This is a genomic window from Pseudomonas sp. SORT22, assembly GCF_018417635.1.
Lineage (GTDB): Bacteria > Pseudomonadota > Gammaproteobacteria > Pseudomonadales > Pseudomonadaceae > Aquipseudomonas.
The window spans coordinates 3,233,815-3,252,383 of sequence record NZ_CP071007.1; the positions used below are offsets into that span (position 1 = coordinate 3,233,815).

Annotated in this window: 14 protein-coding genes; 1 reads left to right on the forward strand and 13 read right to left on the reverse strand. The window is 65.3% G+C overall.

What is annotated here, in order from left to right:
* The first annotated feature begins 137 nt into the window (after positions 1-137).
* The gene (locus JYG36_RS14845) at positions 138-1,034 is read left to right on the forward strand and encodes a universal stress protein (protein ID WP_213601360.1); all 897 of its coding nucleotides are present in this window, start codon (positions 138-140) and stop codon (positions 1,032-1,034) included.
* Between the two features lie 7 nt (positions 1,035-1,041).
* Here JYG36_RS14845 and JYG36_RS14850 read toward each other — a convergent pair whose 3' ends face one another.
* From JYG36_RS14850 to JYG36_RS14910, 13 genes are all read right to left on the reverse strand, one after another.
* Positions 1,042-1,863 (reverse strand): helix-turn-helix domain-containing protein, encoded by an 822-nt coding sequence (locus JYG36_RS14850; protein ID WP_045198827.1) that lies wholly within the window; start codon positions 1,861-1,863, stop codon positions 1,042-1,044.
* 73 nt (positions 1,864-1,936) lie between these two features.
* Entirely contained in the window at positions 1,937-3,355 is a 1,419-nt protein-coding gene (locus JYG36_RS14855; RefSeq protein ID WP_213601362.1) for an aminotransferase, read from the reverse strand.
* A gap of 32 nt (positions 3,356-3,387) precedes the next feature.
* Positions 3,388-4,491 carry a polyamine ABC transporter substrate-binding protein gene (locus tag JYG36_RS14860; RefSeq protein ID WP_213601364.1) on the reverse strand — a complete coding sequence of 368 codons (1,104 nt, stop codon included), beginning with the start codon at positions 4,489-4,491 and terminating at the stop codon, positions 3,388-3,390.
* 113 nt (positions 4,492-4,604) lie between these two features.
* A complete protein-coding gene (locus JYG36_RS14865; RefSeq protein WP_195883949.1) occupies positions 4,605-5,306 on the reverse strand; it encodes an NAD(P)H-dependent oxidoreductase in 702 nt (233 codons plus the stop codon).
* A gap of 40 nt (positions 5,307-5,346) precedes the next feature.
* Positions 5,347-6,762 (reverse strand): aldehyde dehydrogenase family protein, encoded by a 1,416-nt coding sequence (locus JYG36_RS14870; protein ID WP_213601366.1) that lies wholly within the window; start codon positions 6,760-6,762, stop codon positions 5,347-5,349.
* Complete coding sequence (locus JYG36_RS14875; RefSeq protein WP_213601368.1) at positions 6,755-7,945, reverse strand: pyridoxal phosphate-dependent aminotransferase; 1,191 nt, start codon at positions 7,943-7,945, stop codon at positions 6,755-6,757. The genes JYG36_RS14870 and JYG36_RS14875 overlap by 8 nt, the downstream gene beginning before the upstream one ends.
* Positions 7,946-7,973: 28 nt before the next feature.
* On the reverse strand, positions 7,974-9,587 hold the full coding sequence (locus JYG36_RS14880) for a 5-guanidino-2-oxopentanoate decarboxylase (protein ID WP_213601370.1): 1,614 nt from the start codon (positions 9,585-9,587) through the stop codon (positions 7,974-7,976).
* 4 nt (positions 9,588-9,591) lie between these two features.
* Complete coding sequence (locus JYG36_RS14885; RefSeq protein WP_093383225.1) at positions 9,592-11,682, reverse strand: acetate--CoA ligase family protein; 2,091 nt, start codon at positions 11,680-11,682, stop codon at positions 9,592-9,594.
* A gap of 14 nt (positions 11,683-11,696) precedes the next feature.
* Positions 11,697-12,857, reverse strand: a complete 1,161-nt coding sequence (locus JYG36_RS14890; RefSeq protein WP_045198812.1) for an acyl-CoA dehydrogenase family protein — start codon at positions 12,855-12,857, stop codon at positions 11,697-11,699.
* Positions 12,858-12,888: 31 nt separating this feature from the next.
* A complete protein-coding gene (locus JYG36_RS14895; RefSeq protein ID WP_213601372.1) occupies positions 12,889-13,680 on the reverse strand; it encodes an enoyl-CoA hydratase/isomerase family protein in 792 nt (263 codons plus the stop codon).
* Positions 13,681-13,935: 255 nt separating this feature from the next.
* Positions 13,936-15,339, reverse strand: a complete 1,404-nt coding sequence (locus JYG36_RS14900) for an amino acid permease (protein WP_045198808.1) — start codon at positions 15,337-15,339, stop codon at positions 13,936-13,938.
* Between the two features lie 202 nt (positions 15,340-15,541).
* Positions 15,542-17,797, reverse strand: coding sequence for an ATP-binding protein (locus JYG36_RS14905; RefSeq protein ID WP_213601374.1), 2,256 nt, complete (start codon positions 17,795-17,797; stop codon positions 15,542-15,544).
* On the reverse strand, positions 17,794-18,567 hold the full coding sequence (locus tag JYG36_RS14910) for a substrate-binding periplasmic protein (RefSeq protein ID WP_045198805.1): 774 nt from the start codon (positions 18,565-18,567) through the stop codon (positions 17,794-17,796). Before JYG36_RS14910 ends, JYG36_RS14905 begins: the two co-directional genes overlap by 4 nt.
* Positions 18,568-18,569 lie beyond the last annotated feature (2 nt).

Sequence of the window (18,569 nt, forward strand, 5' to 3'; positions counted from 1 at the left end):
CCGGTCCTGTAGCGCAGCCTAGACCAGCGCGGACCGCTTGTCAGATAGCCCGCTCCGGAGCCTGCGGGCGCCCCGCTGCGATGGACTAGACTTCAAGCACCGGGGGGCTGGCAACACAACGCTACCGGAGGTGCCCCATGAGCCAGTACCAACGCCTGTTCCTGATGGTAGGTTCCGACCTGCGCCACACCCCGGCGCTGGAGCGCGCCGCTGCCCTGGCCCTCGCCACCGGCGCCACCTTGCATATCTGCGCCTTTGTCGACGAAATCGATACCCTCGGGCTCATGAGCGGTGACGAACACCGCCTCGATACGCTGATGCAGAACAACCGCCAGTGGCTGGCCGATGAAGCGACCTTGCTGCACGAAAATGGTATTCGCGTCAGTACCGAGGTGATTCTCGCCCGCGACGTGCTGCAAGCGGCCCTGGCGCAAGTGGCCGAAATCACCCCCGACCTGCTGATCAAGGACGTACAGCACGAGCCGCTGCTCAAGCGCCTGGTGGTCGCGCCGCTGGACTGGCAACTGCTGCGCGAATGCCCGTGCCCGGTGCACCTGGTCAGCGAGGTGCACTGCCCGCTGCCGCGCATCGTGATTGCCGCGGTCGACCCGACCCACCCCGAACACCCCCACGACGATCTTAACGAAAGCGTGATCAACGCCGCCGCCGACCTGGCCCGCCAGTGCAACGCCGAGCTGCACCTGTTGCACGTATGCGACAGCGCCCACACCCACATGGCTGACTTCGGCGCCGGCACCGTGACCATGCCGGGCTTTGGCAGTGACGTGCGCAAGTCGATCCACAAGGCGTTCGAGCAAATGGCCGCGCGCCATGGCGTATCGGTTGAGCGCCAGCACTTTTTGTCGGCGCCGATCACCCGCAGCATCGCCGAGTTCATCGCCCACAGCCGCGCCGACGTGCTGGTGATGGGCAACCACCCGCGCAAACTGCTCGAACGCCTGACCGGCAGCACCACCGAGCATGTGCTGGAACAGCGCTTGTGCAATGTTTTGGCGATCAGGGGGGCAGCGTGAGATAGCCTCAGCCTAGGCGCAGCCAGTCGATAAAACGCGCAAACAGTTCGGACTGGGAGTTGATCTCAAGCTTCAGGTAGAGGTTCTTGCGGTGCATGCGCACGGTTTCTGGCGATATGCCCATTTCGCCGGCGGTGGACTTCACCGAGTGGCCGCGCAGGATCATCTGCGCCACCTGCCGTTCGCGCTCGGTCAGTTTGTTGCAGCCGAAGCTGTCGAAGGCGGCCTGGACGCTGCCCTGGCTGGCCGCTTCACTGCCGGGCTCAAGGCCATGCTGGGCAAAGCGGCGGATCAGTTCGCGGACCATCGGCTCGACCGCCTGCAACACGTGCAGTTGCTCGACGCTCAGGCTGCTGCCGCCACAGCCCTGGAACAGGCTCAGGGATATTTTGCTGTGCGGGTCGATGTCGACGATGTAGTAGCTGTCTTCGCTGCAGCCGGTGCCCAGGTAGTAGGTCTTGTAGTAGTCGCTGTCGAAGAAGTGGTCCGGGGCGATGTCCTGCAGGTGGTAAAAACCCTGGGCCAGGCCTTTTTCTACCGCCAGGCAGAACGGGTCGAGCAGGTAGCCGGCACTGAAGTAACGGTTGAGGATGGCGTCGCGGTGACGCTCGGGGATGCCCTGCTGGTATAACAGTTGCGGTGGCTGGCCTTGGCGCTCAAGGCTGATCATCATCGACTCGACCGCCACCAGTTGGCTCAGGGCGGCGGCGAGGCTTGCCAGGGCGTCGGCCTCGCCGCTGCGGGCAATGGCATGCTGCAGCGCCGCATGCCATTGCTGCAGGGCTGAGAACGACAGGCAGATCGGGGTGTCGGCAGTGGCTCGGGTCATGCCCGGCAGTCTAACCCGCCGGGGGGCTGCGATGCAGCCCATCGCCGGCAAGGCCGGCTCCCGCAAGGGCTTGTCATGCACCCGCGTACAACCCTTCGCGGCGCAGTTCTTCAGCGGTTTCGATGATGCACTGGCGCAGGGTTTCAACGATCTCGTCGACCTGCGCGCGGGTGATGATCAGCGGCGGCGACATCACGTTCAGGTGCATGATCGGCCGCACCAACAAACCTTTGGCCTGGGCCCGGCGGTGGATGCGCTCGCCGATGTTCACTTCATCGGCAAACAGCGCCTTGCTGCGCTTGTCGGCGACGAACTCGACGCAGGCCATCAGCTTCATGCAGCGCACCTCGCCGACCAGCGGCAGCCCGGCCAGGCTCTGCAGACGCTGCTCCAGATAACCACCCACCTCATCGACATGGGCCAGAAGCTGCTCGCGCTCGATGATTTCGATGTTCTTCAGCGCCGCCGTGCAGCACACCGGATGGCCGCTGTAGGTAAAGCCATGGGTGAAGCAGCGGCCCTTGCCCGGCTCGGCGATGACCTTCCAGATGCGCGCCGAGAAGATGCACGCGCCCAGCGGCAGGTACGCCGAAGTCAGGCCCTTGGCGGTGGTGATGATGTCCGGCTGCACGCCGAACAGCGCCTCGCTGGCGAAGAATTTGCCCAGGCGGCCAAATGAGGTCACCACCTCATCGGCCACGAAGAGGATGTCGTAGGTCTGGCACACCTGCCACATGCGCAGGAAGTAGTCCTTGGGCGGGATGATCACCCCGCCCGAGCCCATGATCGGCTCGGCAAAGAACGCCGCGACGTTGTCGGCGCCGAGCGAGAGGATCTTGTCTTCGAACTCGGCCACCAGAAAGTCGAGAAACTCCTCCTCGTCCATGTCATCCGGCGCCCGGTAGGGGTTGGGGTTGGAGACGTGGTGGATCAGCTCGTTGGCATAGTCGAACTCGGGCACGCGGTCGGCGGCCTTGTTGCCGATCGACATGGTCAGGCAGGTCGAGCCGTGGTAGGCGTTGTAGCGGGCGATCACGTGCTTTTTATCCGGCTTGCCACGGCAGTTCTGGTAGTACTGGATCAGCCGGTAGGCGGTATCGACCGCGGTTGAGCCACCGGTGGTGAGGAACACGTGATCGAGATCGCCCGGGGCCAGGCTGGCCAGTTTTGCGCAAAGCTCGATGGCGACGTTGTTGGCCATGTCCGAAAACGGGTTGGAATAGGCCAGCTGGCGTACCTGGTCGGCGATGGCCAGGGCCATCTCTTCGCGGCCCAGGCCGATGTTGGTGCACCACATGCCGCCGACAGCGTCGAGAAAGCGGTTGCCCTCGGTGTCGTAGATATAGGCGCCCTCGCCTTCGACGATGTTCAGCGCGCCTTGCTCGGCATGCTCGTCGAACACGTGGTATCCGTGCATGTAGTGGGCTTTGTCGGCGGCCACCAGGGCATCGTTGGCAGCATTTGTTGGCAAGGCTTGGTTTGGCGTGGCCATGGCAGTGTCCTTGGCGAAGGGAAATTGAAATGTCAGCTACCGGTCTTGACCGTGCTCCAGACCCGGGTGATGGCGCGCATGTCCTTGCCGCTCTGGGTTTTCTGCGCGAACAGGCGCTGGCGGGTGGCGGCGTCCGGGTAGATCGCCGGGTCGTCGCGAATCTCGGCCTGCACCCAGGGCGTGGCAGCGGCGTTGCTGTTGGCGTAGTGGATGTAGTTGCTGACCTTGGCGATGTTCTGCGGCTGCAGGAGGAATTCGATGAAACGGTGGGCGTTGGCCGGGTGCGGCGCGTCGCTGGGCAGGTAAAGGTTGTCGAACCAGATCAGCGAGCCTTCCTGCGGGATGAAGAACGACAGCTTGATGTTGTTCTTCGCCTCCTCGGCCCGCGCCTGGGCGGTGGCGTAGTCGCCGGACCAGGTCAATGCCAGGCAGGTATCACCGTTGGGCAGGCTGGTCAGGTAGTTGACCGAGTCGAATTTGTTGATGAACGGCCGCACGCCGAGCAGCAACTGCTGGGCCGCCTTGAGGTCATCGGCGCTGGCGCTGTTGGGGTCGCGCCCCAGGTACTTGAGGGCCAGCGGGATGACTTCGCTGGGTGCATCCATCAAGGTCACGCCGCAGTCGGCGAAGCGCGAGACGATCTTCGGGTCGAACAGCATGGCCAGCGAGCCGATGGGCGCATCGGGCATGCGTGCCTTGATCTTGTCGACGTTGTAGGTCACCCCCGAGCTGCCCCAGGTGTAGGGCGCCGAATACGCAAGGCCCGGGTCGTAGCCTTGCAGGGTGCTGAGCACCTGCGGGTCGAGGTTGTTCCAGCTGGGCAGCTGCTTTTTGTCCAGCGGCTGGAATACCCGGGCCTTGATCAGCGGCGGCACCAGGGAGGCGTTGAGTACCACCAGGTCGTAGCCCGAGCGCCCGGTCAGCAGTTTGGTCTGCACCGTTTCGTAGCCGTCGAAGGTGTCGTAGATCACCTTGATGCCGGTGGCTTGTTCAAAGTCGGCGAGGGTCGTTTCGCCGATGTAGTCCGTCCAGTTGTACAGCCTGAGTGTGTTGCCCGCCCCGTCGTCGGCGGCAAGGGCCGCCGCTGCCAGGGGCGCGAGCAACAGACTGGAAATCACCTTCAGTGTCTTTCGCATAGCCACTCCGTCGTGTCACCAGATCTGCTCGGTGTGAGCCGACGGAGTTACTATCGCGGGAGCCGTTGATGGCGACCATACCCCGAATGGGTAGGTGTCGTTTTTATCGCGGGTCAAGCCCGCGGATACAACGCCTCGTCAAACTGCGCCAGGCGCGGAAACACCAGCGGCTGGTCATCGGACAGATGCTCCAGGCGCTGCTGATAGCTGCGCAAAAAGTCCTTGCGCGCCTCGTCGCTGATATACGGCACGTGCCAGGCCACGAACGGCTCCAGCACCTCGAAGCCGACGTAGGCCAGGGTGCCGCGCAGGATCGGTCGCAGCATGTCCTCCAGCGGCCCGTGAATCGCCCCTTCGCCGAACATGTGCTCGCGCCCGCCGAGGGTCACGGTGACCAGCGCCTTCTTGCCCGCCAGCCCGCCCTGGTCATAAAAGCGCTTGCCGCCGTAGCACACCCCGGACACCAGCACGCGGTCGATCCAGCCCTTGAGCATGGCCGGTGCCGAGAACCAGAAGATCGGGAAGTTCAGCACCACAAGGTCCGCCCACAGCAGCTTGTCGAGCTCCTGCTGGATGTCGGCGGCAATCGACTGACTTTTGACTCCCAGGCGCTGCTCCAGGGCATACACCAGGTAATCGGGGTTCTCGCGGCTGACGAAGTCAGCGGCGCTGGCCACCGGGTTCCAGTTCATCGCATACAGGTCGCTGACCTGCACCTGGTGACCCTGGGCGGTGAAGGTTGCAACGGCCTGGTCGCGCAGGGCGGCAGTGAAGGATTGCGGCTCGGGGTGAGCGTGAACGATCAGTACATTCATGAGGGGTCCTTAAACGGTTGGGACAAAAACACAGAGCGCATCAGCACTGGATCGCCTTGAATTCAACGAACTCGGCCAGGCCCTCCTCGCCCCATTCGCGGCCATTGCCCGAGGTCTTGTAGCCGCCGAACGGCGCCTGGTAGTTGAACGCCGCACCATTGATGAAGCACTGCCCGGCGCGCAGTTGCCGGCCCAGTTGCAGGGCCCGCTCGCGGTCGGCCGCCCACACTGCGCTGGACAAACCAAAGGGCGAGTCATTGGCGATGGCCAGCGCTTGCGCCTCATCGGCATAGGGGATCAGGCACAGCACCGGGCCGAAGATCTCTTCCTGGGCGATACGCATGCGGTTGTCGACGTCAGCGAACAGCGTTGGCGCCACGTAGAAGCCACGCTCGAAACCCGGCGCCGTGTCGCCGCCACACAACAGCCGTGCGCCCTCCTCCTGGCCGATGCGGATGTAGTCCAGCACGGTGCGCCGCTGCGCTGCCGAACACATCGGGCCGAGGAAGCTGCCGGGGTCTTGCGGGTCGCCCATGACCAGGCCGCGGGTTTCATCCACGGCGATTGCCAGGGCCTCTTCATAACGGCTGGCCGGCAACAGCATGCGCGTCAGTGCCGTGCAGGTCTGCCCGGAATTGATCATTACGTCCTGCACGCCATAGCGCACCGCGGCTTCCAGGTCGGCGTCGGCGGTGATCAACAACGGCGACTTGCCGCCCAGTTCCAGGCACACGCGCTTGACCGACGGCGCCGCCGCCTGGGCCACGCGCACGCCAGCGCCGGTAGAGCCGGTGAACGACACCATGTCGACTTGCGGGTGGCGGGCCAGCGCCTCGCCGACCTTGGCGCCGGGGCCGCTGACCAGGTTGAAGACCCCGGCCGGCAAGCCGATGGCATCGATCATCTCGGCCAGCAAAAAGGCATGCAGCGGGGTTTCCTGGCTCGGCTTGAGCACCACCGTGCAACCGGCGGCCAGGGCCGGGGCGAGCTTGCCGATCAACTGGTGCAGCGGGTAGTTCCAGGGGTTGATGAAGGCGCACACACCGACGGCCTCGCGCACCACCAGCGAGTTGCCGACCTCGCGCACCTCATCCATCAGCCCGGCCAGTTCGATGTACTGCTCAAGGCCGACAATTGGCCCGTCGACCTGCACCGCCCGGCACCATTGCACCGGCATGCCCAGCTCGCTGGTGATCACGGCGGCCATCTCATCGGCGCGGGCCTTGAGCTGCTCGGCCAGGGCGCGGATGAAACCTGCGCGCACGCTGGACGGGGTTTGCGACCAACTGCCAAAGGCATGGCGCGCAGCTGCCACCGCGCGGTTGACGTCGTGCTCGTCGCCCAGCGGCACCCTGCCGGCCACGGCTTCGGTGGCCGGGTTGATCACCTCGGCCAGGCCCTGCCCCGACGGCAGTTGCCAGCTGCCATCGATAAACAGCCGCGAATAGTCAGCCATGGGCCTTGCCCTCCATCAGTTCGGCGGCGCAGCGGGCAATACGCTGGCAAGCCTCGCGCAGCGGTTCGGCGCCGAGCACCAGGCCCAGGCGGATATGCCCGGCGGCGCTGGGGCCGAAGGCTTCGCCGGCAAGTACCGAGACGCCATGGTGATCGAGCAGGCGATAGGAGAACGCCTGGGCGCTAAGGCCGGTTTCGCGGATATCGACCATCACGAACATGCCGCCGTCGGGCTTGAGCGCACGCAAGCCCGGGCAATCGGCCAGGCACTCGCAGACCAGGTCACGGCGCTGGCGGTAGGCTTCGCGCATGGCCGCAAGCTCCGGCAGTTGTTGCTCCAGGGCCACCACGGCGGCGTCCTGGATGAAGTCCGGCGAGCCGTAGAGCATGCACAGTGCGAGGTTTTCCAGGTGCGTGGCCAAAGCCTGCGAGCCGACCACCCAGCCCACCCGCCAGCCGGTCATGGCATGGGACTTGGACAAGCTGTTCAAGGTTGCGGTGCGCTCGGCCATGCCCGGCAGGCTGCCGGGGCTGATGTGCTCGCCGTCGTACAGCAGCTCGCTGTAGACCTCATCGGAAATCAGCCACAGGTCATGGGCAATGCACAATTCGGCCAGGGCCTCCCAGGTGCTGCGCGGCAGGCTGGCGCCGGAGGGGTTGTGCGGGCTGTTGAGAGCCAGGGCGCGGGTCTTGGGGGTGATGCGCGCGGCGACATCTTCAGCCTGGACCCGAAAACCGTTCTCCGGGCGCACCGGCACCGGGATCACCGTGGCGCCACAGGCGCCGAACACCGCTTCGTAAGTAACGTACATCGGCTCGGCGACGATCACCTCATCACCGGGGTTGAGCAGGCACTGGGCCACGCAGAACAGCGCGCACTGAGCGCCGGCCAGCACGGTTACCTGATCGGCGCCGGTCTGCTGGCCGCTGCGTTGCTGATGGCGGCGGGCAATGGCCTGGCGCAGGGCCAGTTTGCCGCGCACATCGGAGTAATGGGTGTGGCCGCTGCGCAGGCTGTCGATGGCGGCCTCAACGATCGGCGCCGGGGTGTCGAAATCCGGGTCGCCGACCGACAGCAGCAACACGTCCTGGCCTTTTTCCAGCAGCTCAAGGGCGCGGTAGTGAATCTCCCAGGCAGCGGCGCCGTCACCGGCGATACGTTGGGTCAGAGCGGAAAAACGCATGGCAGTCTCCCAAAAATACGGTGTAGGCTCAGCGCGCGCAGGCGTGCTTGAGCTCGATCAGGGTCACGCCATTGCGGGCAAAGCCGCTGCGCAGTTCCCGTTGCAGGTCATCCAGGCTGTGTGGCTGCGCCACGTTGCAGCCAAAGGCCCGGGCCAGGCCGATGAAGTCCGGGTTGCGCGGCAGCACGCCGATCGGCTCGATATCCAGGCCGAGCATGTCGTCGCGAATCTGCCCCAGGGCATCGTTGTTCCACAGCAGGACCACCAGCGGGCGCTCCAGTTCTTCGACCGCAGTGGCCAGTTCCTGGGCGGTGTAGAGGAACCCGCCATCACCGACCAGCACCAGGCCCGGGCGGTCATCCGTGGCGAACATGGCGCCGATACCGGCAGGCAAGCCGTAACCGAGGGTGCCGTAGCCGGTGGGGTGCAGCCAGCTACGGGGCGCGCGGCTGGCATAGACATAGTTGCCGGTGTAGGCCAGCTGGGTCATGTCGGTGCTGATAAAGGCGTTGGCCGGAAGCTCGGCCGCGACACGGTCAAGGATCGCCTGGTGGATCGCCTGCAGCGGGCCGTGGCTGGCCTTGACCGCCTGGCGCAGGCTGGCGACCGCATCACTGGCGGCAGCGGCATCGCGCGGTGCTGGCGGCAAACGTTCGAGCAAGGCGGCGACGGTCTGCCGGGCATCGCCCTGCAAGGCCACGGCACAGGGGTAGAAGTCGTTGAACTTGCGCGGATCGATATCCACCCGCAGCAACTCACCATTGAGTTGCAACCGTTCACGCCAGAAGTCGGTGTTGGCCATTTCGGTGCCGACCGCAAGGATCACATCGGCCTCGGCGATCAGTTGCCAGCCTGGCTCCACGCACAACGCTGAGCCGGCATTGAGCGGCGCATCGGGTGGCAGCAGGCCTTTGCCGGCAACGCTGGTGAACAGCGGCGCGGCCAGGCGGGTGCTCAGTTGTTGCAGCTCCTGGGCCGCGGCCAGGGCACCGCCACCGGCGATGATCATCGGCCGTTTGGCGCCGGCCAATTTGCCTGCGGCCTGATCCAGCGCGCTGCTGGCCGGCACGCCCCGGCCCGGGCGGCGCACCACTTCATTGCTCCAGTCGCGGGCGACCGGTGCGGCCAGCACATCCAGCGGCACCGAAATATGCACCGGGCGCGGGCGTTCGCTGTCGAACACCGCGTAAGCACGGGCGATCAGCTCGGGCAGGTCCTCGGCGCTCAGGGCCACCGCAGAAAACGCTGTGATCGGCGCGGTCATGGCGCGCTGGTCCTGGGTTTCGTGCAGGCAGCCCCAGCCTTTGCCCAGGCTCGCGGTATGGTTGACGCTGGAAATCACCAGCATCGGAATCGAATCGGCGTAGGCCTGGCCGATGGCGGTGGCGGCGTTGGTAACCCCGGGGCCGGTGATGACGAAACACACCCCCGGCTTGCCGCTGACTCGCGCATAACCGTCGGCCATGAAACCCGCGCCCTGCTCATGGCGGGTCAGCACGTGGCGGATACCGCTGCCGGGCAGGCCGCGGTAGAGCTCCAGGGTGTGCACCCCGGGAATGCCGAACACGGTATCGACGCCGTAGTTGGCCAACAGGCGCACCAGGGCCTGGCCACCGGTCGATGGGCTGTTGTGCATGTTCATCTCCTTACACCTGGCCGAGGCGAATCAACGCATCGACCGCGGTGGTGCCCTGGGCACCGACCATTAATGGGTTGACATCCAGTTCGAGCAATTGCGCAGCGTTTTCGCAGGCGTAGTCGGCCACCGCACGAATCGCCGCCACCAGCGCCTCGAGGTCGGCCGCTTCACGGCCGCGAAAGCCCTGGAGCAAGGCGGCGCTGCGCAGGCCGAGCACGGCCTTGCGGATGGCGCCGTCGGTGGTCGGCAGCAGCAGGCTGGTGCTGTCCTTGAGCAACTCGACGAGGATGCCGCCCGCGCCTATCACCAGCGCCAGGCCGAAGTCGTTCTCGCGCTTGATGCCGACGATCAGCTCGGCCAGCGGCGCGCTGGCCATGGGTTCGAGCAGCACCTGGTCGAACACTACACCCGGTGCATAGGCCGCGATCCGCGTACGCATCTGTTCCAGGGCCGCGCCCAGGGCCTGGGGGTCACGCAGGTTGAGGGCGACGGCGCCGGCTTCGGTCTTGTGCGGCAGTTGCGCGCTGACCGCTTTGAGCACCAAAGGATAGCCAACCGTTTCAGCATCCTTGAGGGCTTGCTCAGGGCTGCTCAACACGCCCTTGGGCACCGCCAGGCCGAACGCCTGCAAGGCTTGCTTGGACTGCCACTCGGTGAGCAGCTCGCCCTCGCCATGCAGTGCCTGCGGGCACAACGGCGCCAATGCCGACTCGCCCAGATCAAGCAGCGCCTGACGCCTGGCCTGGTACGCGGCAATCCGCCCCCAGGCCGCCAGGCCATCCTCGACGCCCTGCAGCGCGGCAATGCCGTGGCCATGCAGGCGCTCGCGGGCAACGGCCGGCAGCAGCTCGGGCAAGGCCGAGGTGACAAAACCGCTCTTGCCGTGGCGTTTGAGCGCCGCGCAGTACAGCTCCAGCAGCAGGTCGCACTCCTTGCGCTCGCCGGTGAACTCGGCCGGGTAGTCGAGCACCAGCATGGCGGCATCGGCCTCGGTGCGCAGGGCGCTGTCGAGCATGCGCTCAAGCGCGCAGGCGTCGCCCCAGATCGCCGTGGTGAAGTCCAGCGGGTTGACCAGGTTGGCATAGCTTGGCAACACCTGGGTCAGCTCGCCGACCTGGCCGTCATCCAGCTTCGGCAGGCTCAGCGCGTTGCGTTCGGCATAGTCGGCAATCAGCCCGGCGTCGCCACCGGAGCAGGCCAGGGCAATCAGCCTGCCGCCCTTGGGCAACTGGCCGCAGGCGGCGGCCTTGAGGGTTTCGACAAAGCTCACCGGGCCGCTGACGCGGATCACCCCGAGGCGCTCGAACAGGCTGTCATACAGCGCATCGGAGCCGGACAGCGAGCTGGTGTGGCTCAGCGCCAGTTGCGCGCCGATCTGCGACACCCCGGTTTTCAGGGCGATGATCGGGATGCCCTTTTCCAGCGCCTTGTGCGCGGCGCGGGCAAAGCCCGGCACGTTCTTCAGGCCTTCCAGGTGCAGGCCGATGGCGGTCACCCGCGGCTCATCGAGCAGCGCGTCCATCAGTTCGGCGATACCGATCTGCGCCTGGTTGCCCACCGAGGCCATGTAGGCCACCGGCAGCGAGCGGTCGCTCATCGACAGGTTGTAGGCAAAGTTGCCGCTCTGGGTCAGCACCGCCACGCCCTTCTCCACCGCCTTGCCGCCATGGGCCACCGGCCACAGCGCCGAGCTGTGCAGGTAGTCGAGCAGGCCATAGCAGTTGGGGCCCAGCAGCGCCATGTCGCCGGCGGCCTTGAGCAGTTGCTGTTGCAGGGCCAGGCCTTCGGCGCCGGTTTCGGCAAAGCCCGAGGCGTAGCAAATCGCCCCGCCGGCGCCCTTGGCGGCCAGCTCGGCCACGCAGGTCAGGGTCAGTTCGCGGTTGGTGGCGATGAACACCGCATCCGGCGCACAGGGCAACTCGGCGACGCTGCGCACGCACGGCACGCCATCGAGGCTGTCGTGCTGCGGGTTGACCAGCCACATCTGCCCTGGGTAGCCGCCTTCGGCGCAGCGCTTGAAGGCCCGGGCCATGCTGCGCCCGCCGACGAAGGCCAGGTGGCGCGGGGCGAGCAGGCGTTTGAGGTTGTCTCGTAACATGAGCAGGCTCCTGGTCAGCGCAGCAGCGGGCGCAGCAGTTCACGGGAAATGATGTGCCGCTGGATCTCCGAGGTGCCCTCCCAGACCCGCTCGATGCGCGCATTGCGCCAGATCCGCTCGACCGGCCCTTCGTCCATCAGGCCCATGCCGCCATAGATCTGCACCGCCTCATCGGCGACCTTGCCGAGCACTTCACTGGCAAACAGCTTGGCCATGCCCGCCTCGCCGTCGGTCATCGTGCCCTGGTCCATTTTCCAGGCAGTGTGCAGGGTCAATAGCTCAGCGGCGCGGATTTGCGTGGCCATGTCGGCGAGCTTGAACGAAATGCCCTGGTAGGTGCCGATCGGCTGGCCGAACTGCTTGCGGTCGGCCGCCCATTGCAGCGACACATCCAGGGCGCGCTGGGCCTGGCCAACACAGTTGGCGGCGACCATCACCCGCCCGGCGGTTAGCCAGGCGTTGGCCACTTCCCAGCCCTTGCCGACCTCACCCAGCACCTTGCTGGCCGGCACCTTGCAGTCATCGAAGAACAGCTCGAAGGTGTGATAGCCGCGGTTGCTCACGCACTTGGGGCCGCGGCGGATGGTCATGCCCGGGGTGCCGCGGTCGACCAGAAAGGCGGTCACCGCGTTGCGCGTCTTGCCGTTGTGCTGGTAGGTGTCGGTGACGGCGAAGACAATGGCGAAATCGGCATGCCCGGCATGGCTGATAAAGTGCTTGCTGCCGTTGAGCACAAAGTTGTCGCCCTCGCGCACAGCGCGGGTCTTGATCGCGTTGGCATCGGAGCCAGCGCCAGGCTCGGTGAGGGCAAAGCAGTCGGTCTTCTCGCCCTGGATGCACGGCAGCAGGTAGTCGTTGATCTGTTCGTCCTTGCAGGCCATGAGGATCTTCGACGGCCGCGCGACAAACACATGCAGGGCCCACGACACCTTCGACAGCTCGCGTTCGATCAGCGCCTGGGACAGGTAGTCGAGGCCGCCACCGCCGACTTCCTCGGGCATGTTGAAGGCATAGAAGCCGGCGGCGATGGCCTTGCCGCGAATCTGCGCGGCAAGCTCTGGCGAGACCTCGTCGGCGCGGTCGACGGCCTCTTCATGGGGCAGTAACTCCTTGGCGACAAAACTGCGTACCGCTTCCACCAACATTTGTTGTTCTTGGGTCAGTTGGAAATTCATGAGTCGATCCTGAAGAAGTGCTTGTAAGTGTTTATTTGCCAACGAAATTAGCAGTGCGCTTCTCGACGGCGGCGCGCAACGCTTCGGCGCCGTCTGCGCTGCGCCCGCACAGCAGCCCGGCGGCAAGCTCAGCCTGTAGCTGCTCGCCCAGGGTGCGCTGGGCGCCGTCGCGGATCAGCTGCTTGGTCTGGGCGAAGGCGAAGGTCGGGCCCTTGGCCAGGCGCCCGGCAAGGTCTGCGGTCACCGCCAGCAACTGCTCATCGGCGCACACCTCGCCGACCAGCCCGGCCGCCAGGGCCCGCTCGGCGCCCCACAGCTCATCGAGAAACAGCAGGCGCTTGGCCTGTTCGCTGCCGATCAGCCGTGGCAGGTGCCAGCTGGCGCCGGCATCCGGGCTGTAGGCCATGCTGGTGTAGCCAGCCTTGAACCGCGCCGAGGCTGCTGCTACGCGCAGGTCGCAGCACAGGGTCAGGTCCATGCCGGCGCCGACGGCGGTGCCGTTGATGGCGGCGATGGTTGGCTTGTCGAGGCTGTGCAGGCGCTGCATCAAGGCATGGGCAGTTTCGGTCCAGCCGTAGCTTTCCAGCGCGCCGCGGGCTTCGGCCTCGGCCCATTCGGCAAGGTCGGCGCCGGCGCAGAAGCTGCGGCCCGTACCGGTCAGCACCACCACACGCACGGCCGGGTCGGCGTTATGGGCGTCGAGCAAGGCATGCAGGTTTTTCAGGCTGGGGATGTCCAGCGCGTTGCGCTGGTCGGGGCGGTTGAGGGTGATCCAGGCAATGCCGGCTTCGACCTGGCTGAGCAGCGACGCAGGAGGGGTCATGGGTGGCCTCGAATTATTGTGGTTGGCGTTAGAGGTATGACGTGAGGCCATACTAAACGAGTGTTCAACAAGGAGACAATCGGTTGCACTACTTGCTGTAACAGGTGAAGTAACAGAGCTATCTTTTTGTTTTTAAAAGATTTAAATATTTACATGAAGAAGTAATGGCCGCGCCTGTTACAACTTTGTACAACCTATCGCGGGGCAAGCCCGCTCCTACATTTACAGGTAGGAGCGGCTTGCCCCGCGATGGGTTTACACCGACGGCGCCAACACCGCCTGGCGCTTGCGGTGGATGATGAAGTACGCCGCGTAACACACGGCGATGAAACCAAAACCCCAGTACAGCGACGGCCGCTGGGTTTCGTCCAGGGCCAGGAACACGAACAGCGAACTGCACAGGGTGATGCACAGCAGCGGCACCAGCGGGAACAGTGGCGCGCGGTACTTGAGGTCGGCCAGCTTGCCGCCATCGCGCAGGTACGCACGGCGGAATTTGTACTGGGCCAGGGCAATGACGATCCAGGTCACGGTGCCGGACATGCCGCTCACCGCCATCAGCACCATGAACAAGGTGTCGGCGGCAACGAAGCTGGTCATCAGCGACACCAGGGCAAAGCACAGGGTGATGCTCAGGGCCCGCAGCGGCACGCCGCGCTTGCTCAAGGGCGACAGGCTCTTGGGTGCCATGCCGGTCTTGGACATGGCCCAGAGGATGCGCGTCGAGGCATACAGGCCGGAGTTGCCCACCGACAGGATCGCGGTAAGGATGACGAAGTTCATCAGGTCGGCCGCGTAGGGAATGCCGACCATGTCGAACACCTGCACGAACGGGCTCTCCATCAGCCCGGCCTGCTGCCACGGCACGATGGCCGAAAGCACAACGATGGCCAGCACGTAGAAGATCAGTACGCGGAACACCACGTTGCGCACCGCACGCGGGATGCTCTTCTCCGGCTGGTCGGTTTCACCGGCGGCCACGCCCATGATCTCGCAGCCCTGGAAGGCATAGACCACGGTCATCATCACCGCGAACACCGCCGACAGGCCGTTGGGAAACATCGAGTCGCCGATCAGGTTGTTCATCATCGGCGCCGGCTCGCCGCTGGTCAGCGGGATCGCGCCGAAGATCACCAGCACGCCGACGATGATAAACCCGAGGATCGCCGCCACCTTGATCCCCGAGAACCAGTACTCGGCTTCGCCAAAGGCGCGGGTGGCCAGGGCATTGAGGCCGAACAGCACCACCACGAACAGCGCCGACCAGTACCAGATCGGCACCTCGGGGAACCAGCGCACCATCAGCATGCCGGCGGCGGTGAACTCAAGGCCGACGGTGGTGGCCCAGCTCATCCAGTACACCCAGCCGATCATGAAGCCGGTGGCCGGGCCGATGAACTTGGTCGCGTGAGTCTGGAACGAGCCGGACACCGGCATCTGCACCGACAGCTCGCCCAGGCAGACCATCACCAGGTACATCAGGAAACCGGCCACCAGGTAGGCAAGGATTGCGCCCATGGGCCCGCCCTGGTTGATGGTCACCCCCGAGCCCATGAACAGCCCGGTACCGATCACCCCGCCCAGCGACAGCATGAAGATGTGCCGGCTTTTCAGCGCGCGGGTCAGGTGGATGCCTTTACGGTCAGTAGAGTCAGTCATGTCGGCACCTCAACAGTGGTTGAAGCGCGGGAGGGACAGGCGATGGTGCGGGGACGGCTGAGCTTTACGGCAGTTCATTATTATTATCTCCAATAAGCTTCGAAGACCGCGTGCAGCGGTTGCCGTCGATTATTGGAAAGCGATGTAAGCTGGCGTTGTACCTGAAGATCGAAGATGTAAAAAGTCGTAAGGTTTTTGTACGTCAGCTCTGGATCAACTGTTTGAGGGTCTGTGCGGCCAGGCGCAACTGCTCGGTCAAGGGTGCTTGCAATGCTTTCAGGGCCGCCTGGTGCTTGCCCAGCGCTGCTGCTTCGAGCTCGCGCAGTACCGTCGCCAGGCCGCTAAAACCCAGGGAGTCGCTGCTGCCGGCGAGGCGATGGGCCAGGTGTGCGACCTCGGTACAGTCACCGGCCTTGAGCGCCTCGGCCAGCGCGCCTTGGTGCTGTTCGAGGGCATCGCGCAGCACCGTCAGCAAACCCTGGACTTTCTGTTCGCCGAGCAGGCTGCGATGGGTATCGAGCAGCGCCCAGTCCATGCCCTGCCCGGCCGTCGCCGCCTCGACCACCACCCCCTGTTGCGCCAGCGCCTGGCGCAGGCTGTCGAGCTTCAGCGGCTTGGCGAGGATGCCCTGCATGCCCGCCGCAAGAAATCCGCGCACCAGCGCCGGTTGCACGCTGGCGGTCAGCGCCAGGATCCGGCAAGCGCGGTTCGGCCCGGGAATGCGGCGGATCTGCCGGCACAGCTCGACGCCACTGATACCCGGCAGGTGCACATCGAGCAGGATCAGTTCGAAGCGCCGCTGGGCGCAGAGCTCCAGCGCCTGTTCACCGTCTTCGGCCATCCACAAGCGGTGGCCGTCACGCTGCAGCAGGCCGCGCACCACCTCGCGGTTGAGCTCGACGTCTTCGACCACAAGAATATCCAGGGCCTGCACCGCTGCTGCCGGCAGCAGCGCCGGGGCCTCGGCGGCAGCCGCTTGCAGCTGCAGCTCGAACCAGAAACAACTGCCCTGGCCCTCAACGCTTTCAAGACCGATGCGCCCACCGAGCAGCTCGACCAGGTGCTTGCAGATCGCCAGGCCCAGGCCGGTGCCGCCGTAACGCCGGGCCACGGCGTCGCTGGCCTGGACGAAGCGATCGAAAATCCGCCCCTGCACCGGCGCAGCGATGCCGATGCCGTTGTCGCGCACGCTGACCCGCAACTGTTGGCGGCCTTGCGCCTGGTCCAGCACCTGGACATCGACACTCACCTCGCCGGCCTCGGTGAACTTGATGGCGTTGGCCAGCAAGTTGCTAAGCACCTGACGCAAAAACTGCTCGGCGCCGTGCTGGCGAGGCGCCAACTGGCTATCGATGCGACAGCGCAGCACCGTATCGTTGTTCAGCGCTCGCGGCTCGAGCAGGGTCATGACCTCGTCGCATAATTGGCGCAGGGAGAAGTCCACCGGCTCCGGGTGGCTTTCGCCCTCTTCCAGGCGGGCGAAATACAGCACTTCGTTAAGGATGGTCAGCAAACCTTCGCCGGCTTTGTACAGGGCATCCAGGCGCTTGCGGTCACGGGCGTCGAGGTGCGCTTCGCGCAGCAGTTCGGCCATGCCGAGGATGCCGTTGAGCGGGGTGCGCAGTTCATGGCTCATGGTTGCCAGGAAGCGCGACTTGGCCAGGTTCGCCGCCTCGGCCTCCTCCTTGGCATGCATCAGGCTGGCGGTGCGGCGCTCGACCATCTTCTGCAGTTCGTCGCGTTTGTCCTGCAGGGCCAGGCGGTCGATTTCACGGCGATCGATATCGCTGAGAATATTGCGCCGCATGTCGTCCAGGGCGTGGGCCACGGTATCGATTTCGTCTTCGCGGCTGTAGCGGCGCTTGTCCAGGCGCAGCGGCTCCTGCAAATCGCCGGCGCCTATACGGCGGGCAAACTCGGCCATCACCTGCAGGTGGCGGGTGACCAGGCGGTAGAACAACCCCGACAGGGCCACGGCCAGGCCGCAGAGGAACACGCTCATCCACAACAGGCTGGTCAGCCCGGTGGCGAACAGGCGTCGGTGCACCGCGCCCAGGTCGATGCTGACTTCCAGCTCGCCCAAATGGCGTGGCGGCCCTGACGGCGGCTGGTAGTCGAGGGCGAAACGCTCGATGCGCAGCGGCCCTTGCGGCGCGGCCTCGCCCTGCAGCAAGTCGAAATCGGCGCTGCTCAGGCGCACCCGCGCCACATCGGAGAAGTCCACCAGGCCGCGCAATTGCACGTTCAGTTGCTCCTGGTTGAGGTCCCAGAGGCTGCGCTCAAGGCTTGCCAGGTAGCCGGCGCGAATCAGCGCCATGCGCGAATCGATGTCGCGCATCTCGCGGCGGTACTCGAAATACAACTGCACGGTGCTGGCCAGCACGGTAAAGCACAGGCTGAACAACAGGATGAACAGCAGCAGGCGCCGCAGCAGGCCACCGGGTTGCAGGCGCATCAACGGGCGTCCGCCGGCAGGTTGACCATGTCGCGGTAGGTGACTTCGCTTTGTTCCAGCCAGCGCTGGATCTCACCGTTGTCGGTCATGCGCTGCAACTGCTCGTCGATTTGCGCCATGTGCTGGCTCAAGGGTGAATGACGCGACACCGCCACCCGCAGGTAGTCGACGCTCAGCGCGGTGGGCAAGGCCTGGATGTCCTGGGCGCCAGGCAGGTGTTCGACAAACAATTGGCCGGTGCGCCGCTCCTGGATGACGAAATCGATGCGCCCGCGAATCAGCTTGCCGAAATTCTGCTGGCTGTCGGAGACCCACTCGATGTTCTGGTGGCGGGCGACGAAGCGGTCGAAGTCAGGGCCGTAGCTTTCGCCGAACAACAGCCCGCCGCGGTAGCTGGCAAGGTCCTCAAGGCGCTCGAATTTCACCGGCCGCTGGCGGTTGAAAAACACCGCCACCTCTTCGCGCAACACTGGCACCGTGGAAAAACGCATGCCCTGGTCGCGCTGGTCGCTGTTGTAGGCCAACACCACGTCGACCCGGCCTTCGGCGGCATCGAGCAGGCAGCGCTTCCAGTTGCCGAGCACGACGATCTCCACCTCATAGCCCAGGCGCGCGAACAACTGGCGTACCACGGTCGGCGCCAGGCCGCGCACCTGCTTGCCGTCACTCCAGGAGACCGGCGGGTACACCGGGTAGTCGCAATAGCGGATGCGCTCGGCGCCCTGAGCCTGGGCGCCGAGCACTAGCAGGGCGAGCCAGAACAGCCGCCACATGC